This window comes from Lacticaseibacillus camelliae DSM 22697 = JCM 13995 (assembly GCF_001311195.1).
GTDB classification, from domain to species: domain Bacteria; phylum Bacillota; class Bacilli; order Lactobacillales; family Lactobacillaceae; genus Lacticaseibacillus; species Lacticaseibacillus camelliae.
The window spans coordinates 1-26106 of sequence record NZ_BBAJ01000031.1 but is presented as its reverse complement, the minus strand read 5'-3'; the positions used below and the strand labels follow the sequence as shown (position 1 = coordinate 26106).

Here is a 26106-nt window from a genome sequence, read left to right as displayed (position 1 = left end):
CAGCCGGCCACCGCCAGTGACCCATCCAGCAGCGGGATCCCGGTGACTAGCGTCTGCACACCAAACCGGGTGGTCAGCGCGGCCGCCAAATCCGTTGCGTTTTCATCTGACCGCGGCGCCAGGTCCGGCTGCTGTCCCAGCAGCAGCTGTGCTTCCGTTAGGTTCGGGGTGATCACAGACGCCTGCGGGATCAGCGCCCGCATCGCGGCGACGTATGCGTCATCAAAGCCGCTGTATAGCTTGCCGCCATCGGCCATAGCCGGGTCCAGCAGCTGCACCGGCGCCGCTTGCCAATCGGGTAAGACCTGCTGCCAGGCCGCCAGCGCCGTCTTCCCTAAGTACCGAGCAGAACGCCTTGGGGCTGCAGCGGTAAGGTCTGCCAGTGCGCCGACGTGGGCGCGATTTGCGCCGCCAGGCTGGTGACCACGGGCTGGCCGAGGCCACCGGTGTGCGTTGAGAGATAAGCGGTCGGCAGGACCGCGCAGTTGAAACCCAGGGTCGCCAGCACCGGCAGCGCCACGCCAAGCGACACCTGCCCGACCCCGGACAAATCTTCGCTGATGATCACCTGTGGTTGTGTCAAGGCACCCCACCTCCTAAGAGCCAATCATACCAGCTTTTGGGCGAGGGACCGAGTTCTTTTTCTGAAAGAATGTTTGCCGCCTAATTAAGGTATAATCAGACTTAATACGTGGAGGCGAGACTATGATCGGCACGCTGTTTAACGTTACGATGATCATCATTGGCAGCTCAGTGGGGGCGCTGTTTAAGCGCGGCATCCCGGAGTCGGCGCACCACGCGCTGATGACGGCGATGGGCCTAGCGGTCATGATGCTCGGCATCAATACGTCGATTCAGAAAATGCCGCACTCTCATTACCCGGTCCTCTTTATCGCGAGCATGGCGCTTGGCGTTCTCATCGGCAGCGGCCTCGACCTGGACGGCCACTTTAACCACCTGCTGGGCAAGGCCAGTAAAAGCGGTTCGAACCTGAGCGAAGGCCTGTCGACCGCGATTCTCCTGTTTTGCATCGGCACCCTGTCGATCGTCGGGCCGATGGAGGCAGCCCTCAAGCAGGACTACACGTTTCTCTTCACCAACGGCACGCTGGACCTGATCACCTCGATGGTGCTCGCCTCGACGTTTGGCATCGGCATCATGCTGGCGGCACCCGTGCTGTTTTGCTGGCAAGGCGGCATCTACCTCATCGCACTGCTGCTGCGCGGGGCGATCTCATCCGCCCTGCTCACCGAGATCTCGATCGTCGGCGGCGTCTTAATTTTCGCGTCCGGGGTCAACCTCCTCGGCCTGGCCAAGATCAAGACGCTGAACCTGCTGCCGGCGCTGGCAATCCCGCCGCTGTTTTTCGGGGCCATGGCACTGTGGCAGCACCTGGTTTAGCGGCAATTAGTTAATCTAAGCAAGTTTTCCAAGCCAGCCGCGCGCTGGCTTTTTTTCGTCTCGCGCGCGCGGGTGTCACTTTGAGAAACGGCATTCACGGCTTACCCGAAAGTGCACTTTCAGTCCCCACAACCGGGATCAGTCGGCCATTCAATAAATTTGTAAATGCCGTTATACCGGCTATAATTATGATAACTATAATTATTTAACTATTTTCAAGGGTTCTGAGTTGCGGCACTAAAAAGAATCTCGTTATGCTTATTTACGTAAGCTACTAATTGTCACTGTCACTCACAACATTAGGAGGGTTTTGTTCATGAAGAAAGGTTTACTTGCTTCCGCTTTGGTTCTCCCGATTCTGGCGATGGGTATGGGAAGCGGCACTGGGGTTTTAGCCGCTGAAACCACTGGGCCATCAAATCCAGAAATCACGAAGACCTCAAAGGCCAGCGTTGTTGTCACCCCTGGCAAGCTTGAATTAGTTGCCGTTCCCGACCTGAACTTCACCAAGGTGTCTGTCTCTGACATTGCGACAAAGCCGTACACTGATTCCCGTCTGGCAAGCACTCGCTTCTCGCGCGTGCTGCTGAACGACTTCCGCGGCGATTCAAAGGGCTGGAAGCTGTCTGCAAAGCTGGGCAATCTGAACAGCGGCAAGAACAAGATCAACAGTGCTCAGATGATGTTGACACTGGGGCAAACCGGCAACAAGACCATGCCGGGCCAGCTCGGTGGCTACACCTGGCTGCGCGCTGGTGGTAACTCGGCAACGCTGCTCGCTACCTCTGACAAGAGCTCAGGCAGTGGCTTGGGTAACTACAAGATCAACACCACCGACCTGCGGATCGATCAACAAGAAGACATTCAAGCTGGCGCGTACACTGGGACCATGACCTGGACCCTTGCTTCCACCGGCCGCTAACAACCTCAACCTTACGTGTGAGCCGATGCCATCAGGCTTCGGCTCTTTTTAGAAGGAGGGATTCAAGTGAGTAAGATAACGCCTCTGCGCTGGCTCTCAACGCTGGCAGCCGCGTTCATTTTGACTGGCGGCCAGGCTGTGTTGGCAGCGGATAAGAATCCGCAAACAAAAGACAGCAACGTCGGCATTGTCATCGTGGACGACTCAGACCCACAAGACCCGGACCCAATCGACCCGGATCCTGTAGATCCAGACCCTGTTGATCCCGACCCCGTGGATCCGGAAGACCCAGACACCCCAACCGATCCGCAAGACCAGGAAGAAAACGACAGCGCCGCAATTGTGCCACCAAGTCAGGATGACGACACGCCATCCGGCGGTAATGCGGCAACCACCACCGATGAGGAAAAGCAGGCTGATTCAGCCCTGCCGCAAGCCGGCAGCTACTCCAGCATCGGTTTGATCACCGCTGGCCTGTTGGTGCTGGGCGCGTTGTCCGGCGTGTTGTTCCTCGATAGAAAGAAGGGTTAGTTATGCGGCAAACAAAGTTGATGACGCTTGTGACCTTGGCTTGCGCGCTGGCCATCCCGCTGTCTTCGTTGACCCCAGTGCTGGCGGTCGACTCAGGAACTGCAGCGCCAGCCGCTCAGGTGGTTGCGGCTGATGATGCGGCCACCGCAACCGAAGCTGCTGCGCCAAGTGCGGATAGCGCAACGGCAACGGCGCCAAAGGAAGACGTCCCGGCAGTTCAGCCGTCCACGCCAAGCGTGACGCCGGAAACCGAAGCGGAACCGGCGATCCCGACGCCGGCACCGGAAACTGAAGCGGTTGCCCCGACGCCAGCTCCGGAAGCGGAAGCCAACGCAGCAGCCCCAGCAGTCAAGCCAATGCCGGAAACGGCCGCTGCGGCGGATAAGCACCACCCGGAAAAAGAAGAATGGCGCGCCAAGGCCACTGGCGAAGTGCGGCTGGGCACCATTTGGAACACCGGCGGTCCGGTGGGCAATGCCACCGTTCAGGCCAACGACCATTTAGTTGTGCGCTACACCCTGAACTACAATGACTCCAAGAACATCGACTGGAAAAAGCTGACCGGGACCTTCACCGTACCGACCAACTACCAGCTCGCCCCGAGTGCGCAAGGCATGACCATCCGCGTGAACGGGCGGTCTCAGGTGGTGACCGCCAGCGGCACGAATCGCCTGAACAACATTTTGCTCGGCACTGCCCACACCACCCACGCCAAGAGCATCATCGTGGACATTCCGGTCGTGGCGAAAGACGACGCGCGGAATCAGGCCAAAGCCACCGCGGAGTTCAATGTGCCAAAACACCACGCGAAGACCGAAGTGGCCCTGCCGCTGCCGAAGCACAAACTGTCGCTGGACGTGCCAGGCTTCTTCTTCGGCTGGACCTCTGTGAAGGCTATTGCTTCCGGCCAGGTCGTGCAGAACAACGTGCACGCCCCGAACGGCTGGCTGGACTTTGAGAACACCGACCCGAACCTCAAGGGCCGCCTCACCGCCAGCATGAGCAGCTTCAACCTGGGCGACGGCTACCAGCCTGGCGGCGTCACGTTGAAGTTCAGTGTCGGCAAGTATCAGGTCGCGCTTAAGGATAACAGCACCACAACCACCATTGGCAACGGTCAATCCATTGATGCCCCGATCGACAACAGCCAACTGATCATCGACCAGTTCGATGGCGTCACTGCTGGCACCAAGGCCGGGACCATCACCTGGAACTACACCACAGCACCGTAGCACCACCGGGGGGCGACCCCCGTTTTTTTTGCTGGCAAAGGGTTCTGAGTTGCGCAACCGCCCCGCATCTTCATACAATTAAAGTAGTAAACTAATCGCTTTTAACAAAAAACTACGTCAGGAGATTGCAGCCATGAAGAAACTTTGACTCATCCTCGGCGCTTGGCGCTCACTTTCGGTCTCGGCCTCGCGCAGCACCAGTCGGTTCAAGCGGCAGGCGCCGAGTTTTCTGTGACCCCGGTCCTGGGCAACGACCAGATCAACGGGGTGACCGACTACTTCAACTTGCTGGTGTCGCCCAGCCAGACCCGCGATCTGCAGGTGCAGGTGGAAAACACAAGCAAGGAAGCCAAGACTTTTGTCGTGACACTGACCAACGCCTACAGCCAAAGCAACGGTGAGATCGGCTACGAGCCCAAGGACCAGGATGACGTCGACCCGTCGCTGACGGCGCCCTTGACCAGCTTCAGCAGCAAGCCGAAACAGGAAGTCAAAGTGGCGGCTGGCCAGACCCAAACCGTGACCATTCCGCTGAAGGTCCCAGCGGCCGGCTTCACCGGCGTCAAGCTGGGCGGCATTCACGTGCTCGACCAAAGCGTCAGTGCGCCAGCTGAGGCCGGCGAAGGCATCAGCCTGAACAACCAGTTCGCGATGATCATCGGCGTGCAGCTGCAGACCAACGCGGACGCCGTGGTGACGACCCAGCCCGACCTCAAGCTGGGCAAGGTCGCGGCCGGCACGGAAAACAACAACGCAAGCGGCGGCGTGATCGTCACGCTGCGCAACGTCGCGCCAATTTACATCGATGACCTCAAGGCCACCGTCGAAGTGACCAAAAAAAGGCGAATCCAAGCCGCTGCTGACCCGCACCGTGACCCAGTGGTCGATGGCGCCAAATTCCAGCCTGCCGCTGACGCTCAGCACCGAAAAAGAGCTCGAGCCAGGCGATTACGACGTCAAGGTGAACGTCGCCACCAGCGACAAGGACTGGGCATTCAAGGACCAGTTCACCATCAAGGCCCAGGAGGCCAAAAAGGTGAACCAGGCGCTGGGCCTGACCCCGAAGTCAAACGGCCCGACAAGCGGCTCCGGCAGCTGGGTCTGGTACCTGGTCGGCGGCATGGCCGTGGTCATTGTCGGATTGGCCGGCGGTATGGTGTGGTGGTGGCGCCGCAGCCGCAAGCAGCAGGCCGCGTAAGGCTTACAATAGCATTTAAGCACCACGAAAAAAAGGAAAGTCCTCACTCGGGCTTTCCTTTTTCAGTTAACCATGAAGTTAGATCAGCACCCCATCGCAGTGGGCGACCTCGTGTTGAATGATCTGGGCGACAAAGCCGGTGAACTCCTGGGTGTGCGGCTTGAAGTTGACGTCCTGGAACTGGACAGTGATCTGCTGAAACCGGGTGGCCGGCCGCTCGCCGTCCAGGCTCAGGCAGCCTTCGGTGGTTTGGTACTGGCCGGTCTGCCCAGTGATGTAAGGATTGACCATGACCACCGGTAGCGGGCCCATCTGCACGATGATGATGCGCTTGGCCACGCCGATCATGTTGGCCGCCATACCGACACAGCGCGTGGCGTTAGCGCGAGTGTGTCCTTGAGGTCCTGCATCACCTGGCGGTCGGCAGGCGTGGCCGGCTGCGCCTTTTGCTGCAGGAAGAGCTGGTCTTTTTCAATCGGTCTGATCATTGAAGTGCCCCTTTTCTAAAACGCCTTGAGGATCGCCCGGACGGCCTGAACCACCAAGTTCACGCCGTAGCCCATCACGATCACGCCGGAAATAATGTTGATCCACATGATGAGCCGGCGCGCAGCCGGTCCTTCAGTAGGTTCAGCGCCAGCGTGATGCCCGTGAACCACACGGCGCTGGCTGAGATGATTCCCGCCAGAAACACCAGGGCCTGCGCGCCAGTCAACGGCGCCCGCAGTGCCCCCAGCGTGACCCCAGTGTCGATCAACGCCTGCGGGTTACCGAACGAGACCACGAAGGCACCGGTGAACCACTGGCGCAGGGACTGTTCCTGCTGGCGGTTGCCAAACGCCGCCGCATTGGCGCCGCGCAGGATGCCCCAGCCGGTCCAGATCACGACCGCGCCGCCAAGGCCCATCACGCCAATGCGCAGCACCTCATTGCTGGCGATCAGCGACCCGAAGCCCAGAAACGCCACCGTCGACAGCAGCGTGTCGAACAGCCAGATGAAGCCCAGGACGATCAGCGCCTTTTTCAGCGGGTTGCTCAGCGCGTTATTGAACGCAAAAATGTTCTGCATGCCGATCGACGACACCAGCGCCAGCGCGATCACAAACGCCCGCAGGTACACGGCCAGCATCAGCGCGCCGCCGGTTTCTCGGCGCAGGTGGCCCAAAACGTTGGAATGCGCAGCTGGTCCAGCCGGCCCTCGCCGTTGTAATCCTCGTACATGTCCCTAAACGAAAGGCCTGCCTGAAGCTGGCCGCGCAGCTGCGCGTCCAGCGTGTGGGAAAATTGAATGCCGTCTTCCTTGGTATCAATGCTGGCCATTAGTTTCGCGTCTTTGAGTGGGTTATATGGCAGACCCCGGACGATTTTTTTCCTCGTGGGCGTCGTCAACGATGTAGTTGATGCCGTTGTCCATCCCCACTAACAGCCGGCCGCCGGGCTTTAAAATGCGAGCACACTCGCGCGACAGCGGCAAGACTTCCTCAATGTAGCAGTTGGCGACCGGCTGGATGATCAGGTCAAAGGCCTCGTCGTCAAACGGCAGCGGCTGGGTCATGTCGGCGCGCACGATGGTGATGGCGTACCCTTCGTGATCCGCCAGCTGACGCTCGGTTTGCAACTGCGCCTTGGAGTAGTCGAGGACCGTCACCGCCGCGCCCATCGCCGCAAGCAGCGGCATCTGCTGGCCGCCGCCGGACGCCAGGCCCAGCACCTTTTTCCCACGCATGTCGCAAACAGCCAGTCGTGCGGCATCGGCCGCGTTGGGGTGAGCAAAATGTCCCACTGGCCGTGCTGCGCGTTGACGTAGGTCTGGTGATCGATCGGCTGACCCCACTGCCAGCCGGCCTTCACCCAGCCGTCCACCGTGTCTGCGTTAATGTCCTGATAACCATGAGTGCCTCCGCGAAAAATTAGTTGCGTTAATCATAGCATATTAAAAGCGGGCTGCACTGGGCAGCCCGCTGATTTGAATGGTGTGGTTGAGTTACTTCTTCAGGAGTTTCTCGGCCAGAGCCTTCACGTCGTCGTCGCTCATGTCGAGCACCGGCTTCATTTGCTCCTCGGTCTTGATCGTGTCGTGGTTGTTTGCTTCCATGTAAGCGTCCCAAATCGCGTCACGGACAGGGGTTTCCTCATCGCTCCAGTCAAACACTGCGTTCATTGGTTCGTCGAGTACAAGAGTCTTTTCTGGGTCTACTGCCATGATTTAATACCTCCGTATGTTTTTGTCTTAATTAACAACAAATTCATTATAGAACACTTTCGGCCAAAAGCGTTAAATTTACTAGCACTTTATTTTGCTGAGTGCTAATTGTTGACAAAACGCTTCTCGGTGCGGCCGACTTTTTGATTGACACTTACCCAGAATAAGCTAACCATATAGGTGTAACTACACTAGAAAAGGGTCTGGCTCATGAACGTTTTGCGCACGATGTTCTCCTCGCTAAGTGAAAAAAAACTTCCGGTACTTCTGGCTGGGCCAGTGCGTATCGACCATGGGCACGTGGATCCAGCGCACCGCGCAGACCTGGCTGGTGTACGAAATGACCAAGTCCGCGTTCAAGGTCGGCTTGCTGTCGGCGTTTCAGTTCATCCCCATCATGGGCCTCACGCTGGTCGCCGGCACCCTGATCGACCGCTTCCCTAAGCGCACCATTTTAATGATCACCCAAAGCGCCTTCCTGCTGCTGGGTGTGGTGATGACAGTGCTCGTCTACACCGGCATCGTGCAGTACTGGGAGATCCTGCTCATCGCGCTGCTGTACGGCTGCTTTCAGGCCTTCGACACGCCGACCCGCCAGAGCTTCGTCGTCGAACTGGTCGGCCAAAAGAACCTGATGAACGGCATTTCGCTTAACTCCACCATTTTTAACTTAGCGAAAATCGCCGGGCCGGCGCTGGCGGGCGTGCTGATGGCGCAGTTTTCCGTCGGCTTCTGCTTCCTGGTCGACGCTATTTCGTACCTGGCCGTGCTGCTCGGGCTGTTCTTGATCCAGCAGGACCACGTCGTCGCGTCACACTCGCACGAGCGCGTCTGGACCGACCTCAAGGAAGGCCTGCATTACGTCTGGACCCACGCCGCCGTGCGCTTGTCCGCCGAGCTGATGCTGATCGTCTGCACGCTTAACTTCAACAACAACGTCATCATCCCCATTGGCCAAAACCGTCTTCCACGGCGGCGCGCAGACCTACGCCAATCTGCTATCGGCCACTGGCGTCGGGTCGCTGATTGCCGCCTTTTTGATGAGCTACCTGTCGCGCTACGGCATGCAGCGCAACATTTACCTCTGGGTCGGCATCGGCACCGCGACCCTGCAGGCCGGCATGCTGTTTGTGCGCAGCTACTGGCTCGCCATGGTGGTGATGGTGCTGGTCGGCTTTTGCAACATGGTCTTTCTCAACCAGTCCAACGCGTCGTTCCAGTTCAACATCCCGGGCGAGCTGCGCGGGCGCATCATGTCCGTCTACGTCCTGCTCAACCAGGGCTCCACGCCGGTCGGCTCACTGTACGTCGGCAGTGTCATGGACGTGTTCGGCGGCCTGTGGGGCTTCCCGTCCTGCGGGTTCTTGGCGCTCATCCTGCTGATCCCGACCCTGCTGGTCAACCGCAAGCTCGTGTCAAAATGGTTCCACCAAAGCCGCGCCGACAGCATCCGCGAGGCGTCGGGGCAATAATCTCCGCCATTCAAAAAGCACCACGATTAAAAACTCGTGGTGCGTATGGGCGGACAGGTTGAACTAATCATGCTTGATGACCCAACCTGTTTGCTAGAGATCATAATGATAACGGCAGGAAAAAATAATGATCGCATTGTTTTCAATGCTGTACACTAATCGATCCTCCTGGGAAATCCGACGTGACCATTTACCTTGAAGCTCAAATCGCAACGGCTCTGGCTTGCCAAGGCCCTCGTAAGGCGTTGAATCGATTGATTTAATTAACTTGTTGATTCTCTTGATGATCGCTTTATCATTCTGAGCGTGCCAGTACAGATAGTCATCCCAGGCGTCATCTGTCCAAGACTTAATCATCGTCCCCACCCTCCAGCAAGTCATGCACTTTGGCCTTGCCAGACTGAATTTGCTTATCGCCCCGGCGAATGCGTGCCATTAGATCGGGGTTGCTCAACAAGTACATGGTTTCTTGCATTGAGTCATAGTCACTTTTGCTCATCACAACGATGGTGTCTTCCGGATCCTTGGCTGTCACCAACAATGACTCGGAATCCTGGTTCACCTTCTGCATATAAGACTTTAGGTTTTTACGAAAGCCGCTGTAAGAAACTGCATCCAAAGTCATCCACTCCTTCCATGGGCCTATTGTACCAGATTGCGTACCATTGTACCACAATTTGTACAATGTAAGATTCTCGCCAGTGTCATCCAGAAAAGTTCCTCAGTCTTTTCGATTAGTCCATCCGCAGTCAACCGTTACTACTCCTGTGAGACGCAACGCGCCCTGCATTCAATCGTGCAAGGCGCCTTGTTTGTGAGACTAATCAGAAAGCCTCAAAAGCCGCGCCGACAGCATTCGCGAGGCGTCGGGGCATAGTCTAGTAACGAAATGTACGGTCAGCACGTCGACGAAACGATTCGTCTGTCGGTACGGTAATTCCGGTGTATACTTTTATCACACGAAGGGATGTGTTGACCACGAAGACAACAACTAACAAACAAGGCCGCGTCATCGGCAAGTTTATTACCAGGAAGTCGGAATATTCAGTCAGCCTGACCGTCCCCGCTGAGACCGGGATTAAACCAGGACAAGAGTATGCATTACGGGTTCAAGATGATGGTTCACTGCTTTATGAACCGCGTCACGTAAATTTTTGGCATACACCTGACGCAGAAAAACACAATTTTCGGGCAGATTTGGACAAAATAGGCAACTTCTCTGAAGAGCCTCGTGTAGGTAAGGAGCTTTAGTCATGGCAAACTCACCTCTCACAAGTAAGCGAGACTTGTCCGCACCAAAACAGGGTGACATCATCACGATCGACGCGGAGCCGCCTGCTGGCAGAAATATGGTGGTCATGATCCAAGGCGGGGCAACATTAGGCGACATTTGATTGTCCTATCCAACACTGACTACAATCAGCTCACCGGCATGGTTGTGGGGATGGCCATCACGACCACAGATTTTGCGGACATGAGTGGTTACCTTCCGTTTGTTGATCTCGAAAGTAAGACGAAGGGAAATATTATCCTTTGGCAGTTGCCGACCTTTGATCAGGTTGCGAGACATGCGAGCATTATCGGTCACGTCAGCCCTAGTATGCTTAACACGCTTAAAAAAAAGGTAGCAATCGATATTTTTGAATAGCGTCGCTGCAAACGAAAAAACAACTCATCTGTATACTTAACGGCGCGTCCTTGCACATCAAAGTGCAAGGACGCGCCGCTTTTTTTACGTCACCATTCAGAATGCCCCAAGCAGAAGGGCCACCCCCATGCCGGCGAACACAAGCCCGATAAAGAAGCTGTAGGCCAGCCCGAACGGCGAAAAGGTCGCGGCGTTCGGGTCCGTGCGCCGGGTTAGCGTGTGCCTGAACCGAAAGCTCAGATAAACCTGCCAGGCGCCCAGTAAAATCAGCGCAATACCTGCAATAGTTTTCCACATGATCATCACTCCCTTGCCCGGGATGCCAACTCAAAACTGCATAAAAAACGTCGCGATCCCGATTCCGACAAACATGATCCCCAAGTAGAAACTGTCCGCCAGCGCCAGCAGCGAAAACGAGGAGGTCGCGGCATTCCCATGATGCGTCACCTGATGACCGTAGCGCTTGCTAACCACCATCTGCCAGATCCCCAGCAGGACAAACAGCACCCCAACAATTCTTTCCCACATTTTACTTCCTCCTTCTAACGACCTAAGCATAGTGCTTCCCAGAGCCGTTAAATCAGTCCTTAGTCGCAATTTTGCTGAGGCCCAGGGCGGAGGAAAACCGGCTTATTTTACCGGTTCAACAGCGTCAAAACAGGCCCGCACAATTGACTGCGGGCCTGGTTGGAAATTTTTTTTCGACTGCTACCGGTTCATCGCCCCGGCGTGGTTCATCAGTGCCTTCACCTCGGCGTCAGTGTTCAGATTGATGTCGCCTTGAATCGTCAGCTTGAGCACGGAAGCGGCCAGCGCGTAGTTGATCAGCGGCTCGCCGGTCAGGCCCTGCCGCATCGCGTGCAGCAGCCCGGCGCCAAAGGCATCGCCGGAGCCAACGCCTTCCATCACGTGCAGGTGATGGGTCACGGCGCGGCTGAGCGTTCCATCCTGCAGCAGCAGCGCGGTCCAGTCCGAATCCTCGACCGAGCGAATGTCGCGCAGGATCGAGCCAACGGTGTGAATGTTGGGATACCGGCGCTGCACCTCGCGCATGGCGGCCTCAAAGCTGGCCACCTGCTCGATGCCGCGCGTTTCGTCGCCGTCGAATGCCTTGATGCCCAGCGTTGCCTCGAAGTCCTCGTCGTGGGCCAGCACCACCGATACATGCGGCAGCAAGGTCTTCATCGTCGCCTGGGCTTGGGCCGGCGTCCACATTTTGCCGCGGTAGTTGGTGTCCAGCACCACGGTGATGCCGTGCGCCTCGCAGTACCCACAGGCGGCCTGCAGCGCACTGGCCATCGCCGGCGACAGCGCCGCCGTGATGCCGGAGAAGTAGAATGTGTCGACGTCGTCAAGCAGCATCGGCCAGTCGAACTCATCCGGCTGCGCCTCGGCAAAGCTGCTGCCGGCGCGGTCGTACACCACGCTGGTCGTGCGCACGCTGGCGCCTTTTTCAAAGTAGTAAATGCCTAGCCGCGGGCCGCCGCGCAGGATGCGCGTCGTGTCGACCCCGTAGCCGCGCAGGGTGTACAGCGCTGCATCGCCCAGCGGGTTGCTTGGCAGCTTGGTCAAAAAGGCCGCGTCCTCGCCCAAAAGCGCCAGGCTGGCCGCCACATTGGCCTCGGCGCCGCCGTAGTTCGCCTCAAAGCTGGTCGTCTGAATGATCCGCTCGTTGACCGGCGGCTTCAAGCGCAGCATGATCTCCCCCATTGTCAGTACTTTTGTCATGATGATCCTCCTTGATTAAAAAAACCGGCGCAGGCGCAACCACGCCGCACCGGTTCTCATCATTCCGCGTTCTTACCGATGACCGCCAGCTCCGTCAGCGCCGGGAAGAACTCGGTGCCCTGCGCCCGCTTCAACGCGGTGAGGCGAACCCAGGTGACCGTTTTGGCGGCAAACGTGTAAGGCTGCGGCCCGGCCGTTTTCGCCATTGTCAGTGGCAGCTGGCTGCCGTCGGAAAAGAGGGCGGTGCCGTCGGTCCAGTAGGTGTCGTGTGGGTAATCGGCGCGCAGCGTGAGGATCAGCGTGTCGATGGTGACCGGCCGACCGAAATCGACGGTCAGCTCGGCGTCTTCGCGCTGGTCGATGCCCCACGACTGGAACGGAAAATTGCCGTGCGACTCGTTGGCCACGTAGCCATCGATCGCATTGCGGGCGAAGAACACGTACTCGCCCGCGCGTCTCGGCGTTGGCCGAGGCGTGCGGAAAGACGTCCTTGGCTTCGCGCAGGTCGTGGCTGTTCACCGCGAGGTTGCGCCGCGCAGCAATCTCATCTGGCGCAGCAAACCGCACACTCGCGTAGTGCTTGTGCCCGGCAAATGCGCCGTCCGGGTACGGCCACTCGCGCTGATCGTCGAACGGAATGGCATAGCGGAATGTCGGGGCCGTGACGTAAATCAGGGCCGGACTGAGCGCCGCGTCCAGCTGCACGACCAGGTACGCCGGGGCCTTATCGACTTCGACCTGGTAGTAGTCACCGCGCTTGTAGCCGTGTTGAAACACCAGGTAAGCGGAGTGGCCGGCCGGGGCCGCTTTTTCCAAGTGGTCGCCGTTGTACAGACCAAACTTCAGGGTTTGCATCGCGCCACCTACTTCAGCTGATCCATGGCGACTTCATCCATGTCGTCGTAAGTTTGGTTTTCACCGCACATTGCCCAGATGAAGGCGTAGTTCGTGGTGCCAACGCCGCAGTGGATGGACCAGCTCGGGTTAACGACTGCGGACTCGTTGGTCATGACCAGGTGCTTGGTCGCGTTCGGCTGACCCATGAAGTGGAACACGCGGGTGTCCGGGGTCGGGAATTCAATGTAAAGATAAGTCTCCATGCGGCGCGCGTGCGTGTGCGCCGGCATGGTGTTCCAAGACGACCCTGGCTCTAGGACGGTGTAGCCCATTTGCAGCTGGCAGGTGTCCATTTGGCTGGCATCGATGTACTTGTAAATCGTCCGCTTGTTCATGTGGTCCTGGTCGCCGATCGGCTTCTTCAGGGCGTTGGCAAACGGCAGCTTCTTGTCCGGGTAGGTCTTGTGGGCCGGCGTGGAGACTGTGTAGAACTTGGCCGGGTTTTGCGGGTCCTTCGACGCGAAGACCACGTGCTTGTGGCCCATGCCGACATAGTAGCCGTCGTGGGTGACCATTTGCTGCTCGTCACCGTCGATCGTGATAGTGCCTTCGCCGCCGATGTTGATCACGCCCAGTTCGCGGCGCTGCAGGAAGAACTCAACGCCCAGCTCCTTGCCGAGGACGATTTCCAGCGGTGCGGTCGTTGGCGTCACGCCGCCGAAGATCATGCGGTCGTTGTACGTATAAGTCAGGTTAATGTCACCAGGGGTGAACAGGTGCTCGACCTGGAACTGGTCACGCATCTCCTCAGTGGAGTAATGCTCGATGTCCTTGGGACTGTGCGCGTAGTTTGTTTTCATTGAAAAAGCCATGGTTGATCTCTCTCCTTAGAAAATGATTGATAGCGGCCCACTTTGGCGGGCCAGCCAAATTCTGCCAGCGTTCAGTTTGCACACTGCAACTGGCGAATGATACTAGCCGCGAATTGCCTTGAGCTTGGCGGCGTACTGCTTTGCGGTGGCCGTGACGCCGGCAAAATCACCGGTTTTGGCCGCAGCCGTCAGGTTGGAGCCAGCGCCGACAACCGTGACGCCGGCCTTGAACCAGTCCGCCATGTTGTCCAGCGACACGCCGCCGGTCGGCATGATTGAGGCGTTCGGGAACGGTGCCAGCACCGCCTTGACCATGCCTGGGCCGGCAACGGAACCAGGGAACAGTTTGACCAGGTCGACCCCGGCTTCCAGCGCGTGCTGGATCTCGGTTGGCGTCAGGCAGCCTGGGGTGTAAGGAATCGAGTACAGGTTGCAGACCTTGGCAACTTCCGGGTTGAAGCTAGGGCTGACGATGAACTCCGCGCCGTCGATGATGGCGATGCGCGCGGTGACCGCGTCCAGCACCGTGCCGGCACCAATGATCACGTTGTCATCGCCGGCGTACTTTTCCGTCAGCTCGGTGATGGCCTGATCGGCGTGCGGCACGGTGAAGGTCAGCTCAATGCCGGTCACGCCGCCCGCAATGACGGCGTCGGCCAGCTTCACGGCTTTCTCCGCGCTGTCCTCACGGATGACGGCAATCACGCCGGCGGCTTAATGCGATTCAACAACTCCACTTTTTTCATTGAGATCCTCCTAATCGACGGCTCGCGTCGCCGTTTTGATAAACTGTTTCAAGCCCGCCTGATCCGGGTAGCCGTCGTTGTCGCTCGGCGACTGCACACCCAGCGCACCGATCGCGTTACCGCGCGCGGTGGCCTGCGCCCAGTCCAGGCCTTCCAGCCGCGCCGTCAACACGCCCAGGGCAAACCCGTCGCCGGCCCCGACCGTATCAACGACGCGCTCGGCGACAAAACCGGGCACGGTGCCGTGCGCCCCAACACGCGTGTGAAAGGATGCGCCGCGGCTGCCAAGCTTGATCACCACAGCCTTGGTGCGCGGGCTTTGGTCAAAGTAAAACTGCGCGATGGCTTCGGGTGTCTCTTCACCGGTCAGCGTGCGGCCTTCCTTGAGGCCGGGAAGCACCAGCGTGGCCTCTTGGGCCAGCCGGTTAAGCGTTTGGCGCATCCCGGCTTCATCCGGCCACAGCGCCGGGCGCAGGTTCGGGTCGAAACTGATCGGAACATTGGCCTGGTGCAGCCGGCCGATCAGCGCCTGCAGCGTCTCGCGACTGGTTGCGGACACGCCGGCGTAAATGCCGGTCAGGTGGGCAACGCGCGTGGCGGTGAGGTCCAGGTCCGGTAGCTGACTGGCGGTCAGATTGGCGGCCGCCGAGTCTTTACGCATGTAACGTCGCCGGATCGCCCACCGACGTTTTCTGTTTGAACATCACGCCGGTCCAGTGCGCAGGGTCGACAACAATGTGGTCGGTTTCAATGCCGCGCGCGGCCAGTGCTTGGGTGATGAACTCCCCGTTGGGCCCGTCGCCGACTGCCGTCAGGTAATCGACCGAGTGGCCCAGGCGCGTGCCCCCACGGCCACATTGACCTCGGCGCCGGCCAGGTACTTGTGAAAATGCGTGGCTTGCGCCAGGCTTTGATCCTCGTCTTCAGCGGCAAACAACACCAGCGGCTCGCCAATCGTGACGATTTCTGCCATTTTGTCACCTCACTGACGGGAAGATTAACGAACCAGGTAGCCGCCGTCGACTGGGATAATTGCCCCGTTGATGTAGCTGGAAGCATCGCTGGCCAGGAACACCGCAATGCCCATCAGTTCGTAAGGCTCTGCCCAGTGGCCAGCTGGGATCCGGTCGAGGATCTCCTTGTTGCGATCCTTGTCGGCGCGAATCGGCGCGGTGTTTTCGGTCTTGATGTACCCTGGCGCAATGGCGTTAACCGTGATGTTGTACACACCCAGTTCGGACGCGAAAGCCTTGGTCAGACCGGCAACCCCGTGCTTAGACGCGGTGTAGGAAGGAATGAACTTGCCGCCTTGGAACGACAGCATCGAGCCGATGTTGATGATCTTGCCGTACTTCTGCTTGGCGAAGACCTTCGCGGCGGCCAGGCTCATGTGGTAAACGGCGCTCAGGTTGATGGCGATGACCTGGTCCCAGTCCTTGTCCTTGGATTCCAGCAGTGGGTTGCGGCGGATCATGCCGGCGTTGTTGACCAGAATGTCGATGTGGCCCATTTTTTCAACGGCCTCGGCAACGACCTTGTCCGCGACGCCGTCCTTGGTCAGGTCGACATCGGCGAACTCAACTTTACGGCCGCGCTTTTCGATCAGGCGTCGGGTGTTGTCCCATTCGGCCGTGCCGAACGTGGGAATGAAAATGTCGGCACCGGCTTCCGCCATGGCCACCGCGTAACCCTGGCCCAGGCCGGTGTTACCGCCAGTGATGACGGCCACCTTGCCTGTCAAATCGAACTTGCTCATCTTAAACTGGTCAAGTTCGGCCTCGTGCTTCTTGATTTCTTCTTCTGTCTGATGGATCTCTGCCATTAAACTCAGCTCCTATCGTTTTAGTGTGAAAATATCGTTTCTTTATAAGAAACTCTATTTCCAAAAACAATCAACACCGTCAATATACGGCATTGAACTGGATTTTGCAAGCGATTACGGCTGCCGCGGACAAAAAAATAGCGGGGCCGCGGCCTCGCTTGTCTCGCTTTCAGATTTATAGCGCCGCTTCAATGGCGTGCTGCGTGTTGAGCAGCAGGCGCACAAACTCCGTGCGCCGCTCCTTAGGCAGCCGATACTTCGGCGTCGAAATGGAAAAGGCCCCGTACAGCTGATGGTTCTTGTGAATCGTCGCCCCGAGGCAGAACACCTCGGACTCGTTTTCCTCGTTGTCGATGCTGACGCCGGTTTGCTGGATCTGCTTCAGATCGGCCTGCAGCTTGGTCTGACTCGTGATGGTGTACGGGGTGAGCGGCGTGAGCTTCGTGGTGTCGAAGTACTGCCGCAGCTGGCTTTGCGTGTATGTCGCCAGCACCGCCTTCCCCATCGCAGACGAGTACAAGTTCATCGTCCCGCCGATGATAGATTGCAGCTTGATCGAGGTCGGGCTTTCCAGCTTTTCGATCAGCACGATTTTCGAGTCGCGCAGCACGCCGAGGTTAATGGTCTCGCCGGTCTCGTCGCGCAGCTTCTGCAGAAACGGCCGCGCCGCCCCGGCGATGTCAAAGCTGGCCAGCGCCTTTTGGGCGTACGCGATCATCTGCGTGCCAATGTAGTAGCGCTTGGTTTGGTCGTCGCGCCGCACCATCCCCAACTGGTTCATGGTGGTGAGGATCTTCTGCGCGGTCGGCTTGGCCATGCCCAGTCCGGCACTGATCTGGGCCAGCGACGGCGCGTCTTGGGTTTTTAACAGGAATTCAAGGATCTCGTTGGCTTTAATCAAAACCGTTCCGTATGGTTTCCCAGTGCTTGGTTCGCTCATCTGGGTTGCCCCCTTCTGGTGTTTATTATTTGGAAACTACGAATATTTTATACACAATTGGAAAAATTAACAAGCCCAGCGAGCGCAAAAAAATGGCGTTACCTCAGAGTGGTGAAGTAACGCCTTACAAAGGAGCTCATATCAGAGTTCGCCTTTCAACGTCTGACCTGTTTTCTCCTTCAATGACGACCAAAATGAAAACTGCTTCACTTTTGCAGTGAAGGTCATACTTCGGTGACGGATGGCTTCACCACCGCCTGGTCACAAAAACCGCCCAGGAACGCTGAGCGGTTTCGCCATCATGATTCTTCAGTCTGCAGCAACCCCGCCGTGATCGGCCAAGTGGCAGGATAGACGTCATGATAAAGTTTGTAATAACGAGTGTAGCGTTCGACCTGCTTTCGATCCGGCACGTAGGTTGCTTTTTCTTCAACGAACTGCTTGGCACAGGCCTCAAAGCTGGCAAACCAGCCGAGCCCGACCGCGGCGATCATTGCCGCCCCGATGCCAGGGCCTTGGTTGTTTTTCAGGCTGACGATCTTCAGGTTCAAAATGTCCGCCTGAATCTGCAACCACAGTGGGCTTTGCGACCCGCCACCAATCGTGATGGCCGACTTAAAGGTCCGCCCACTGTCTTGGTAAACCGCCAGCACATCGCGGAACGAGAACGTGATGCCTTCAATCACCGCCCGGACAAAATCCGCGCGGGTCTGGCGGCTGTCGATGCCGATAAAGCTCCCACGAATCTTGGCATCCGCGTACGGCGTGCGTTCGCCCACCAGGTACGGCGTGAAAAGTAGCCCGTTGGCGCCTGGCCTTGACGCCGCCGCGCTGGCCACCAAAGTCGCAAAATCCTCGTCTGGCGCAAAGGTCTTCTTGAACCAGTTCAGGCTGTGTCCGGCCGCCAGCGTCACGCCCATCGAGTAGTGCTGCCCTGGCACAACGTGGTCAAAATAATGCAGCTTGCCGTTGTACGTCGTTTTCGAGTCCGGTTCATAAGTGAGGACGACGCCAGAGGTGCCAATGCTGAGCAGCAACTGGTCGGGGTGCAGCACCCCGGCACCGACTGCGCCGCAGGCATTGTCCGCACCGCCGCCAAAGACTTTGACGGTCTTCGGCAAGCCGACTGCCGCGGCGAACTCTGGATCAAGCGTGCCAACACAGTCAGTGGCCTCAATCAGCGGTGGGCAGAGGCTCGCGGGAATGTTGAAGGTCGCAAGGATGGCCGGCGACCAGCGCCGTTTATCCTCATCCAGCATCACAGTCCCAGCGGCATCCGAGTAATCGATTCCGGCCACGCCAGTCATGCGATACCGCACGTAATCCTTGGGCAGAAGGAACATTTTGGCCGCGGCAAAATTCTCGGGTTCGTGCTTTTGCACCCACAGGAGCTTAGGCAACGTGAAGCCTTCAAGCGCACGGTTGCGCGTGATCTCAATGAACCGCTTGCCCATCGTCTGGTTGATCTGATTGACCTCGGCCGTCGTGCGCGTGTCGTTCCACAAAATGGCTGGGCGCAGTGGCCGCATGGCAGCCGAAAGCAGGACCAAGCCGTGCATCTGGCCGGAAAAGCTCAGTCCAGCCACTTGGCTAAGATCAGCTTCGGGCTTTTTCCCCAAGGCAATGATGGCTGCTTTCACGCTGCGGATCCAGTCTTCCGGATCTTGCTCGCTGTAGCCGGGCTTGGGCTGCTGCAGCGGATAGGCCGTGCTGCCAGTCGCCAGGGTCGCGCCGGTTTCATCCACCAGCAGGACCTTGACCGCGCTCGTCCCCAAATCAACTCCAATTACGGCTGCCATAGTGTCCCTCCGTTACTTCAGCGTCTCAATGATGTAGTGGTTCAACGTGTCTTCCAGCTCTTCCCAACGACCGGACTTGGTGGCTGCACGCAACTCACTTTGCGGCTTATCGATCACGTACTTGTTCAAAGAGTTGAAGTCTTCCTTACCCGCTTCGATCGAGGCACCAATGCCGGAATCGTAGCTGCTGTAACGATCTGCAATAAAGTCCTCGAAGACTTTGTCCTGCTTCAACTTCAGCGCCACCTTCAGACCAGCGGCATAAGTGTCCATGCCCACAATGTGAGAGTAGAACATGTCTTCTGGGGTGAAGGAAGAACGCCGCGGCTTGGCATCGAAGTTCAGGCCGCCTTTGTTCAGACCGCCGTTTTCAACGACTTCGTACATTGCCATCGTGGATTCGTACAGGTTGGTCGGGAACTGATCCAGATCCCAGCCAATCAGCTTGTCGCCCTGGTTGGCGTCCAAAGAGCCGAGCAGCCCAGCGGAGCGCGCCACCCGAATTTCGTGCTGGTAAGTGTGGCCGGCCAAGTTGGCGTGGTTGCCTTCCAGGTTCAGCTTGTAAGTGCCGTCCAGGCATATTCCTTCATGAACGCGATGGTGGTCGCCGCATCAAAATCGTACTGGTGCATCATCGGTTCCTTCGGCTTTGGCTCGAGCAGCAGCTGGCCGGTGAAGCCGATGGACTTCGCGTAGTCAGCGGCCATGTGGAAGAACTCGCCCAAGTGATCCTGCTCGCGCTTCATGTCTGTGTTCAGCAGGGATTCGTAACCTTCGCGGCCGCCCCAGAACACGTAGTTCGCCGAGCCCACCTTCTTGGCGGTGTCCAGGCCTTCCTTGACCTGGGCCGCAGCAAACGCAAAGATGTCCGCAAACGGACTGGATGCCGCGCCGGCAACAAACCGCGGGTTGGTGAACATGTTCGCGGTGTTCCAAAGCACCTTCATGTGCGAAGTCTTCTGGTAGTCCACGAACATGTCGGTGATCTCTTCAATGTTTTTGTTGGTCTCACGCAGCGTGTCGCCTTCTGGGGCGATGTCACGGTCGTGGAAGCAGAAGAAGTCGACGCCCAGTTTGTCATAGAATTCAAAGGCCGCATCAACGCGCGCCTTCGCCAGATCCATGCCAGTCAAGCCGTCCCAAGGGCGAATCGCGGTGCCGTCGCCGAAGATGTCGTCGAGCTTTTGACCGAAGGTGTGCCAGTATGCAACGGAGAAGCGCAACCAGTCGCGCATCTTCTTGCCGCCGACGACCTCATCCGGGTTATAGTACTGAAACCCCATCTTGGACCTCAGTGACGTTGGGCCAATGTAACTGATTTTAGAAACATCAGGAAAATACTCCTGTTTTGCCATCGTAAAGCCTCCATTTGGTATGTTTAGATAACTTACTAACTACGGGACAAAACTAACACATCGCAAACGCAGAGTCAATCAATTTTGGCAGCGATTTCACGCGTTCCCGAGTCCCGTCTGCGCGCTCACGCGTTTTTGAAATGCAGCTGCGACGGCCCATCCCGAGAACTTGGTGCACAATGAGCGCGGTCCCGCCCAGTGTGACGGCGTGGTCGACGTCCTGGCAAAGCGTCAGTCTGACCTGGCTGCCAAACCGCTGGACCTCACTGGCAACTACGGCCAGCAGCCTTGGGATCTGCGCCATCAGCGTCGAGTTAATCACCACGATTTTGGGATCATAAGTGGCGACCAAATTGTGAACGACCATCGCCAAGTATGTCGCAAATTGGCTCAGCACCTGCTGGACCTTCACATCGTCGGCCTGATAGCGCAGCGCGACTGCCTTTTCCGTCAGCGCAGGGTCACCGAGGGCCTCCCGCAACTGGGCCATCACCGCGTCTTCGGAGCACAACGTCTCAATTTTGATTGGTTCACCGGCCGCATCCGGCTCAACAAAGGTCCGGCCAACCTCACCGGCACCGCCTTGCGCGCCGCGAAACAGCTGGCCGTTGATGACCACGCCGGCGCCGATGCCCTTGTGAATGCTCAGCGCAACCAGATCCTGCTGGGCAGTCGCGAGCTGCGTGAAGTCACGGGCGTAAAGCGCCGCCAAATTGGCTTCGTTTTCCAGGACCACCGGCACGTGCAACGCCTGCTGAAAATAAGCGGCAATGTCGACATCAGTCGTCGCCAAAAATGGGGAATCCAAGATCCGATTCTGATAGACAATCCCGTGGATTCCGATGGCCACCCCCATCAGGCCATGGCGCGTCTGCGTGACCGGCTGCCTCTGGTAGGCCTGAATTTTGGCCAGCATCAGGGCCAGCCGTTCGGTGAGCGCCGCCCCTTCTCCCCAGAAGTTGCCGCTTTGCAGGACCTGCCCGTCGAGGGTGCTGACGCTCATATCGGTGGCGTGAAACCCCAGGTCAAAACTGATCACGTAGCCAAAGTGCGGATCGAACCGGTACAGGGTCGGTTTACGGCCACCCGCCTGTGAGCCGGCCCCGGCACCCAGCTCCTCAAGGTACCCCTCGTCGATCAGCTGGCTAAAAATGTCCGACACCGTCACCTTATTCAGCTGCAGATCCTTTGCCACCTGGCTGCGCGAGGTTGGCCCACTGTTCATCACGTCCTGCAGCACGTTTTTTTTCGTTGTTTTCGCGCACGTCGCGCTTGCTAATTTCCGCCATTGTAGATGCCCCACTTGTGATTTACTTTAGGATGCACGCATCAGGCAGGATTGCAACCGGCCTGACACTTTCCACAGCATGCTAAGACGCAGCCAGCAAAAAAAACGAACCAGCCAGCTCGATTGCTAACTAGTTCGCATCGTTTCAAAATAACACCCACTCCGGTAAGCGGCCGAACATATAACCCGTGCACAGGGTGCAGTGTGTGGGAAAGACCATCTTAGAACGTGAATGCCCACTTAGTCTTCAAATTAAACGGGCGACCCGGCATCAGTGTAACCCCCGACCAATCGAGCCCTGCAGCAGGTGCAACCTGAGTCTCGAGCGTCAGACCGGCATGCGGCTTGAAGTGACCAAGAATTCCTTGACCATCACCGCGGAAGTGGTTACCAGTAAACATCACCAGCGCACTGGCGGTTGTTGTCATCGCCATCGCTCTTCCAGAGGCGCCGACCAATCTGACGGCGTGGTCATTTTTCAGTAGGAATGGGTGATCAAAGCCCGCACCATCAAGCACTTTTTGCAACACGTCACCCAAACGCTGACCATTTCTAAAGTCGAACGGCGAATCTGCCACACTGGTCCACCCAAGCGGCATGTGGGCTTCAAGGCCCATAGTAATCGCTGGCCATCGTAAGCGTGGTATCCTCAATCGTTGTATTGGGACCATCAAGGGCAAAATACACGTGGTTGCTGGGATTAAATAACGTCATCTGATCAGTGACTGCGTTGATTGAATACGTCACCGCATTGTCATCAGCTAACGTGTAACTGACTGTCACCAGTACATTCCCTGGAAACTGATTGTGCCCATCAGGATCCAAGTACGTGAAAGTCACGGTATCCTGCGACTTTTCACTGCGATAGGTGCCTGTCCAAACTTGACGATCCAGACCATCTAAGCCGCCATGGATATGGTTAGGGCCTTCGCCAGCCGGCAAATCGAGCAGTCGCTTCCCGCTGTGCCAGACATGACCGGGCAGACGACCGATAATCCGGCCCACTGTACTGCCCAGTAAATTACGTTCAGCCGCATAGTCTTCAGGTTTCTTCAGGGAAAGAATGACATCAACGAGATGATCACCGCTAGGGACCTCAACCTTTTCAAGGGTAGCGCCAAAATTCATCAGAGTCACACGCATCCCATTGTGATTCGTAAGCACATACTCGTACAGGAACTCGCCGTCTCGTTCACCATACTTCCGCAATGTCAGTGTCATTTTGCCACCTCCGCCACAGCATCTGGATGATAGCCATCGAGAATTTGCTTAACTTTATCAACAGGCACCTTGGGGCTGCGGTCGTACTGCAGCAGACCGTTCTGTTCCTGTTCCACGTCAGTCAATTGAGTGTAGCAGAAGCCCCACAATGCTCGCGAGCCATAAACTGCGGCGAAAATTCGCTGCAAGTCAGCGAGATATTCCGCCGGCGTCGCCGCTGTCGTGTATCCCCAGCCTTCACGTTGTTCAGGCTCATAACTAACCCCGCCGAATTCGGTCAACATGATCGGCTGGCCTGACCAGCTGAACCCATCCGCAAACATCTGCTTACCTCCGGGCGAGCTGACCAAGATGTGCTGCGTGTCACTGAGACGCTCACTAAAAGCTGCTTGCTGCTGGGTTTCTGAATCGGAACCATGTCCGTAATCATGAAAGGCACAGATATCGGTTTCGACCTGACTCCAACCATCATCACCACTAATCAAACGTGTCTCATCTAGGCTATGAATATAATGATACAGAGCCTGAGCAAAGTGTTGCTGTTGCCGGTCAAACTGCAGCTTCGGGACACCCCAGCTTTCGTTTAATGGCGTCCAGGTCACGATACTTGGGTGGTTGTAATCGCGGTCAATAATTTCATCCCATTCATGGTCAAACGCCGAACCGCATGCGCATTGTAGATTGGCGCGGCAGCGCATTCACCCCAGACTAGGTAGCTAGGTGATCCGCCCAGTACAGAAAGCGTGGGTCCTCGACCTTTTGGTGTTTGCGGCAACCGTTAAAGCCCATTTTCTTAGACAGCTCGATGTCGTCTTTGTAGGCTTGATCTGTCGGCGCGGTCAAAAGGCCCTCCGGCCAATACCCTTGATCCAGCACCAGCTTCTGATAGTAGGGATGATCATTCAGGTAAATCATGCCATTTGCGGCACTCACTTTGCGCATGCCAAAATAACTTCCGACAGTGTCATCACCCACAGTTAGTTGAATATCAAACAGATTGGGGTTCTCTGGTGACCATGTCCAACCGGCACCATGATAACTGGTCCGAAAGATTTGTTCTTGAAAAAGGTCAACTGACCACTCAGTCAGAGATGTGGTGGCGGTCTTTACGCCCGATGCCACAAGCTGATCTTTAAAGCTGATCTGATAGCTAATTTGCGTGTTCTCCGGCACCTGATTAAGCGCCAACTGAATATCGATTGCGCCTCGATCAAAATCTGGTGTGAATTTCAAATTTTGAATATAAGTCGCTGGCACAGTTTCAATCCAAACCGTCTGCCAAATCCCAGTGGTGTTCGTGTACCATATGCCAGTAGATTGATTCTCCCAAATTTGTTTACCTCTAGGAATCGTTTCGTCACGATGAGGGTCATCAACTTGGACGACCAACAGATTTTCGCCATTTTCAACAAAATCAGTAATGTCTGCGCTAAATGGGGTCTCACCACCTATGTGTTGAACAACCATTTGACCATTAACAAAGACTGAAGCCTGATAATCCACAGCGCCAAAGTGAAGCAGCAGCTGCCCCGCCTCACTCTTAACGTTAAACCGGCGGCGATACCAAACGTGGTCATGCGGCGTCTGATCATCAACACCACTCAGCTTTGTCTGATAGGCAAAAGGCACGATAATCTTTTGATCAAAGACCCTTCACCGCGATACCAAGCCTTCCTACGCCCACTCTGGTCATCGTCAAAAGCAAATTCCCATGTGCCATTTAAATTTTGCCAGTTTTTCCGCACCAGTTGTGGACGTGGATATTCATCTCTGCTCATTTTGCAACCTCACTAATTGCCGGCAGGGTAACCCATTTCCCGCTTTTATCCGATTCGTAGATACCTAACACCATACTCAACGACGCTAACCCGTCTGCGCCTGCCAGATGATCCAAAAGGGGGTCATCCACGTGCATGATTCGATTCACCACTGCTTCAATCATCCGCTGATGGCTGCCACCCCACGCCGCCTTCCCAATTGTGAGAGTAGGTGCGGCGTCTTGGATCACTCGATCGTTGATTCTCAGCGTGTTAGCATCGATTTGAACGGTCGTATCCGGAAACTCTAACTGCACGATTGGGGGTGGATCTTTGATAAAGCTATTAGAGGCGAAAAACACAATCGGAGTTCCCCCGGGCAGCACTGCGGTAGCCATCGCGTTATCCTCAACTTCAATCACGGATTCGAGGAGCGAAGTCATAATCTTGCCTTTAATTCTTGTCGGCATACCGGCCAACCAATAAATCTCATCAAGCGTGTGAATGGCCTGATTCATCAAAACCCCACCGCCCTCATACTGCCAAGTACCCTTCCAGTCAGTTGAAGTGTAGTACGCGGCATCTCGATGCCACGTCATCTGAGCTTTTACGCCAAGCAATGGGCCAAACTCTTTATTTTGCAGTGCTGCTTTTAGCTGCACGTTTACAGGATTGAAGCGATTCTGATAGACCACCGTATAGGTGCCTTTGCTCGTTCTGTAAGCCGCAACTACGGCTTTCGCATCGGCCAACGTTGTGGCCATTGGCTTTTCGCACAGGACGTCTTTGCCCGCCTGCAGAGCCTGAATACTCATCGACGCATGCAGATAGTGCGGTGTCGCAATTGTAACGACGCGCACCTCAGGATCTTTGATTAGCTCTGAAGCCTGTGAATAATAGCGACAATGGTTCGCTTTGGCATAGGCCTCACCTTTGAGTGGATCTATATCACAGCATGCTACCAACTGTGCGTCGGCCAAAGCGGCGAGCGCTGCCGCATGGACTGCCGCAATATGCCCACACCCAATAATTCCAAAATTGATCATGCTGACTTCTCCCTTACACCATAACAGGGCCGGTGCCCACGCCGCCCGCCCTGTTGACCTTCTTAATATGTATTGTCCGTATTTAAGA

At 56.8% G+C, this 26106-nt stretch carries 32 protein-coding genes and 5 pseudogenes; 10 read left to right on the top strand and 27 right to left on the bottom strand.

Annotation, left to right across the window (positions count from 1 at the left end):
- Both JCM13995_RS07300 and JCM13995_RS07295 read right to left on the bottom strand, forming a co-directional pair.
- Positions 1-278, bottom strand: a 278-nt coding sequence (locus JCM13995_RS07300; protein ID WP_173581557.1) for a bifunctional hydroxymethylpyrimidine kinase/phosphomethylpyrimidine kinase, incomplete at its 3' end; no start/stop codon positions are given.
- Positions 279-334: 56 nt separating this feature from the next.
- Positions 335-583, bottom strand: a complete 249-nt coding sequence (locus JCM13995_RS07295; RefSeq protein ID WP_054664071.1) for a carbohydrate kinase family protein — start codon at positions 581-583, stop codon at positions 335-337.
- A 122-nt stretch (positions 584-705) separates the two neighbouring features.
- On the opposite strand from JCM13995_RS07295, the gene JCM13995_RS07290 reads away from it, so the two are divergent.
- The 5 genes from JCM13995_RS07290 to JCM13995_RS18070 all read left to right on the top strand — a co-directional run bounded on the left by JCM13995_RS07290 (position 706) and on the right by JCM13995_RS18070 (position 5406).
- A complete protein-coding gene (locus JCM13995_RS07290; protein ID WP_054664068.1) occupies positions 706-1401 on the top strand; it encodes a DUF554 domain-containing protein in 696 nt (231 codons plus the stop codon).
- Between the two features lie 316 nt (positions 1402-1717).
- Positions 1718-2323: a WxL domain-containing protein gene (locus JCM13995_RS07285; RefSeq protein WP_054664065.1), complete on the top strand. Its 606-nt coding sequence runs from the start codon at positions 1718-1720 to the stop codon at positions 2321-2323.
- A gap of 66 nt (positions 2324-2389) precedes the next feature.
- Complete coding sequence (locus JCM13995_RS07280; RefSeq protein ID WP_054664062.1) at positions 2390-2854, top strand: LPXTG cell wall anchor domain-containing protein; 465 nt, start codon at positions 2390-2392, stop codon at positions 2852-2854.
- Positions 2855-2856: 2 nt separating this feature from the next.
- Complete coding sequence (locus JCM13995_RS07275; RefSeq protein WP_054664059.1) at positions 2857-4086, top strand: hypothetical protein; 1230 nt, start codon at positions 2857-2859, stop codon at positions 4084-4086.
- A 162-nt stretch (positions 4087-4248) separates the two neighbouring features.
- The gene (locus JCM13995_RS18070; protein WP_162230919.1) at positions 4249-5406 is read left to right on the top strand and encodes a DUF916 domain-containing protein; all 1158 of its coding nucleotides are present in this window, start codon (positions 4249-4251) and stop codon (positions 5404-5406) included.
- Here JCM13995_RS18070 and JCM13995_RS07260 read toward each other — a convergent pair.
- The 5 genes and pseudogenes from JCM13995_RS07260 to JCM13995_RS07245 form a co-directional block, all read right to left on the bottom strand.
- Positions 5363-5772, bottom strand: a pseudogene (locus tag JCM13995_RS07260) (peptide deformylase). The gene JCM13995_RS18070 and the pseudogene JCM13995_RS07260 overlap by 44 nt on opposite strands.
- Before the next feature lie 80 nt (positions 5773-5852).
- Positions 5853-6413 carry a LysE/ArgO family amino acid transporter gene (locus tag JCM13995_RS07255; RefSeq protein WP_054664052.1) on the bottom strand — a complete coding sequence of 187 codons (561 nt, stop codon included), beginning with the start codon at positions 6411-6413 and terminating at the stop codon, positions 5853-5855.
- The gene (locus JCM13995_RS15945) at positions 6413-6604 is read right to left on the bottom strand and encodes a methyltransferase (RefSeq protein WP_225350777.1); all 192 of its coding nucleotides are present in this window, start codon (positions 6602-6604) and stop codon (positions 6413-6415) included. Before JCM13995_RS15945 ends, JCM13995_RS07255 begins: the two co-directional genes overlap by 1 nt.
- A gap of 22 nt (positions 6605-6626) precedes the next feature.
- Positions 6627-7067 carry a class I SAM-dependent methyltransferase gene (locus JCM13995_RS15940; protein ID WP_225350776.1) on the bottom strand — a complete coding sequence of 147 codons (441 nt, stop codon included), beginning with the start codon at positions 7065-7067 and terminating at the stop codon, positions 6627-6629.
- A 201-nt stretch (positions 7068-7268) separates the two neighbouring features.
- Positions 7269-7490 carry a P8 family protein gene (locus JCM13995_RS07245; RefSeq protein WP_082397761.1) on the bottom strand — a complete coding sequence of 74 codons (222 nt, stop codon included), beginning with the start codon at positions 7488-7490 and terminating at the stop codon, positions 7269-7271.
- 241 nt (positions 7491-7731) lie between these two features.
- On the opposite strand from JCM13995_RS07245, the pseudogene JCM13995_RS07240 reads away from it, so the two are divergent.
- Positions 7732-8959: pseudogene (locus JCM13995_RS07240) on the top strand (MFS transporter).
- A 93-nt stretch (positions 8960-9052) separates the two neighbouring features.
- Here JCM13995_RS07240 and JCM13995_RS07235 read toward each other — a convergent pair.
- Both JCM13995_RS07235 and JCM13995_RS07230 read right to left on the bottom strand, forming a co-directional pair.
- Positions 9053-9316, bottom strand: coding sequence for a Txe/YoeB family addiction module toxin (locus tag JCM13995_RS07235; protein ID WP_054664047.1), 264 nt, complete (start codon positions 9314-9316; stop codon positions 9053-9055).
- Positions 9309-9578, bottom strand: coding sequence for a type II toxin-antitoxin system Phd/YefM family antitoxin (locus tag JCM13995_RS07230; RefSeq protein ID WP_054664078.1), 270 nt, complete (start codon positions 9576-9578; stop codon positions 9309-9311). Before JCM13995_RS07230 ends, JCM13995_RS07235 begins: the two co-directional genes overlap by 8 nt.
- A gap of 353 nt (positions 9579-9931) precedes the next feature.
- Here JCM13995_RS07230 and JCM13995_RS07225 point away from each other — a divergent pair, with 353 nt between their 5' ends.
- Genes JCM13995_RS07225 through JCM13995_RS07220 form a run of 3 tightly spaced genes read left to right on the top strand, consistent with a single transcriptional unit; the run spans position 9932 to position 10607 of the window.
- Positions 9932-10210 carry a hypothetical protein gene (locus JCM13995_RS07225; RefSeq protein ID WP_054664044.1) on the top strand — a complete coding sequence of 93 codons (279 nt, stop codon included), beginning with the start codon at positions 9932-9934 and terminating at the stop codon, positions 10208-10210.
- A 2-nt stretch (positions 10211-10212) separates the two neighbouring features.
- Complete coding sequence (locus tag JCM13995_RS15935) at positions 10213-10353, top strand: hypothetical protein (RefSeq protein ID WP_225350775.1); 141 nt, start codon at positions 10213-10215, stop codon at positions 10351-10353.
- Positions 10350-10607, top strand: coding sequence for a type II toxin-antitoxin system PemK/MazF family toxin (locus JCM13995_RS07220; RefSeq protein WP_369385657.1), 258 nt, complete (start codon positions 10350-10352; stop codon positions 10605-10607). Before JCM13995_RS15935 ends, JCM13995_RS07220 begins: the two co-directional genes overlap by 4 nt.
- Positions 10608-10703: 96 nt before the next feature.
- Here the strand turns inward: JCM13995_RS07220 and JCM13995_RS07215 are convergent, their stop codons facing one another.
- The 4 genes from JCM13995_RS07215 to JCM13995_RS14430 form a co-directional block, all read right to left on the bottom strand.
- The gene (locus JCM13995_RS07215; protein WP_054664041.1) at positions 10704-10904 is read right to left on the bottom strand and encodes a hypothetical protein; all 201 of its coding nucleotides are present in this window, start codon (positions 10902-10904) and stop codon (positions 10704-10706) included.
- A gap of 30 nt (positions 10905-10934) precedes the next feature.
- Positions 10935-11135, bottom strand: coding sequence for a hypothetical protein (locus JCM13995_RS07210; protein WP_054664038.1), 201 nt, complete (start codon positions 11133-11135; stop codon positions 10935-10937).
- Between the two features lie 180 nt (positions 11136-11315).
- Complete coding sequence (locus tag JCM13995_RS07205) at positions 11316-12335, bottom strand: sugar kinase (RefSeq protein ID WP_054664035.1); 1020 nt, start codon at positions 12333-12335, stop codon at positions 11316-11318.
- 59 nt (positions 12336-12394) lie between these two features.
- Positions 12395-12775 (bottom strand): DUF7402 domain-containing protein, encoded by a 381-nt coding sequence (locus JCM13995_RS14430; protein WP_156314365.1) that lies wholly within the window; start codon positions 12773-12775, stop codon positions 12395-12397.
- A 34-nt stretch (positions 12776-12809) separates the two neighbouring features.
- On the opposite strand from JCM13995_RS14430, the gene JCM13995_RS14425 reads away from it, so the two are divergent.
- Positions 12810-13211, top strand: coding sequence for a hypothetical protein (locus JCM13995_RS14425; RefSeq protein ID WP_156314364.1), 402 nt, complete (start codon positions 12810-12812; stop codon positions 13209-13211).
- On the opposite strand, the gene kduI is transcribed toward JCM13995_RS14425, so the two are convergent.
- The 14 genes and pseudogenes from kduI to JCM13995_RS07140 form a co-directional block, all read right to left on the bottom strand.
- Entirely contained in the window at positions 13199-14044 is an 846-nt protein-coding gene (gene kduI / locus JCM13995_RS07195; protein ID WP_054664032.1) for a 5-dehydro-4-deoxy-D-glucuronate isomerase, read from the bottom strand. The genes JCM13995_RS14425 and kduI overlap by 13 nt on opposite strands.
- A gap of 102 nt (positions 14045-14146) precedes the next feature.
- Positions 14147-14790 (bottom strand): annotated as a pseudogene (locus JCM13995_RS07190) (bifunctional 4-hydroxy-2-oxoglutarate aldolase/2-dehydro-3-deoxy-phosphogluconate aldolase).
- A 10-nt stretch (positions 14791-14800) separates the two neighbouring features.
- Complete coding sequence (locus JCM13995_RS07185) at positions 14801-15451, bottom strand: PfkB family carbohydrate kinase (RefSeq protein ID WP_369385656.1); 651 nt, start codon at positions 15449-15451, stop codon at positions 14801-14803.
- Positions 15444-15605, bottom strand: a complete 162-nt coding sequence (locus JCM13995_RS17695) for a hypothetical protein (protein WP_369385658.1) — start codon at positions 15603-15605, stop codon at positions 15444-15446. The genes JCM13995_RS07185 and JCM13995_RS17695 overlap by 8 nt, the downstream gene beginning before the upstream one ends.
- Complete coding sequence (locus JCM13995_RS17690) at positions 15602-15763, bottom strand: hypothetical protein (protein ID WP_369385655.1); 162 nt, start codon at positions 15761-15763, stop codon at positions 15602-15604. Before JCM13995_RS17690 ends, JCM13995_RS17695 begins: the two co-directional genes overlap by 4 nt.
- Before the next feature lie 24 nt (positions 15764-15787).
- The gene (kduD, locus tag JCM13995_RS07180; RefSeq protein ID WP_054664026.1) at positions 15788-16612 is read right to left on the bottom strand and encodes a 2-dehydro-3-deoxy-D-gluconate 5-dehydrogenase KduD; all 825 of its coding nucleotides are present in this window, start codon (positions 16610-16612) and stop codon (positions 15788-15790) included.
- Between the two features lie 175 nt (positions 16613-16787).
- Positions 16788-17552: an IclR family transcriptional regulator gene (locus JCM13995_RS07175; RefSeq protein ID WP_054664023.1), complete on the bottom strand. Its 765-nt coding sequence runs from the start codon at positions 17550-17552 to the stop codon at positions 16788-16790.
- Positions 17553-17851: 299 nt separating this feature from the next.
- Positions 17852-19351, bottom strand: a complete 1500-nt coding sequence (gene xylB / locus JCM13995_RS07170; RefSeq protein WP_054664020.1) for a xylulokinase — start codon at positions 19349-19351, stop codon at positions 17852-17854.
- A gap of 12 nt (positions 19352-19363) precedes the next feature.
- Positions 19364-20706: pseudogene (gene xylA, locus JCM13995_RS07165) on the bottom strand (xylose isomerase).
- Between the two features lie 52 nt (positions 20707-20758).
- Positions 20759-21931 carry an ROK family protein gene (locus tag JCM13995_RS07160; RefSeq protein WP_054664017.1) on the bottom strand — a complete coding sequence of 391 codons (1173 nt, stop codon included), beginning with the start codon at positions 21929-21931 and terminating at the stop codon, positions 20759-20761.
- Between the two features lie 284 nt (positions 21932-22215).
- Entirely contained in the window at positions 22216-22572 is a 357-nt protein-coding gene (locus JCM13995_RS16925) for an aldose epimerase family protein (protein ID WP_263849602.1), read from the bottom strand.
- Between the two features lie 28 nt (positions 22573-22600).
- Positions 22601-23215 carry an aldose epimerase family protein gene (locus tag JCM13995_RS16920; RefSeq protein WP_054664011.1) on the bottom strand — a complete coding sequence of 205 codons (615 nt, stop codon included), beginning with the start codon at positions 23213-23215 and terminating at the stop codon, positions 22601-22603.
- A pseudogene (locus JCM13995_RS07145) lies at positions 23212-24993 on the bottom strand (glycoside hydrolase family 2 protein). The gene JCM13995_RS16920 and the pseudogene JCM13995_RS07145 overlap by 4 nt, the downstream one beginning before the upstream one ends.
- The coding region (locus tag JCM13995_RS07140; RefSeq protein ID WP_225350774.1) for a Gfo/Idh/MocA family protein at positions 24990-26106 on the bottom strand (1117 nt) is incomplete at its 5' end. The pseudogene JCM13995_RS07145 and the gene JCM13995_RS07140, both read right to left, overlap by 4 nt.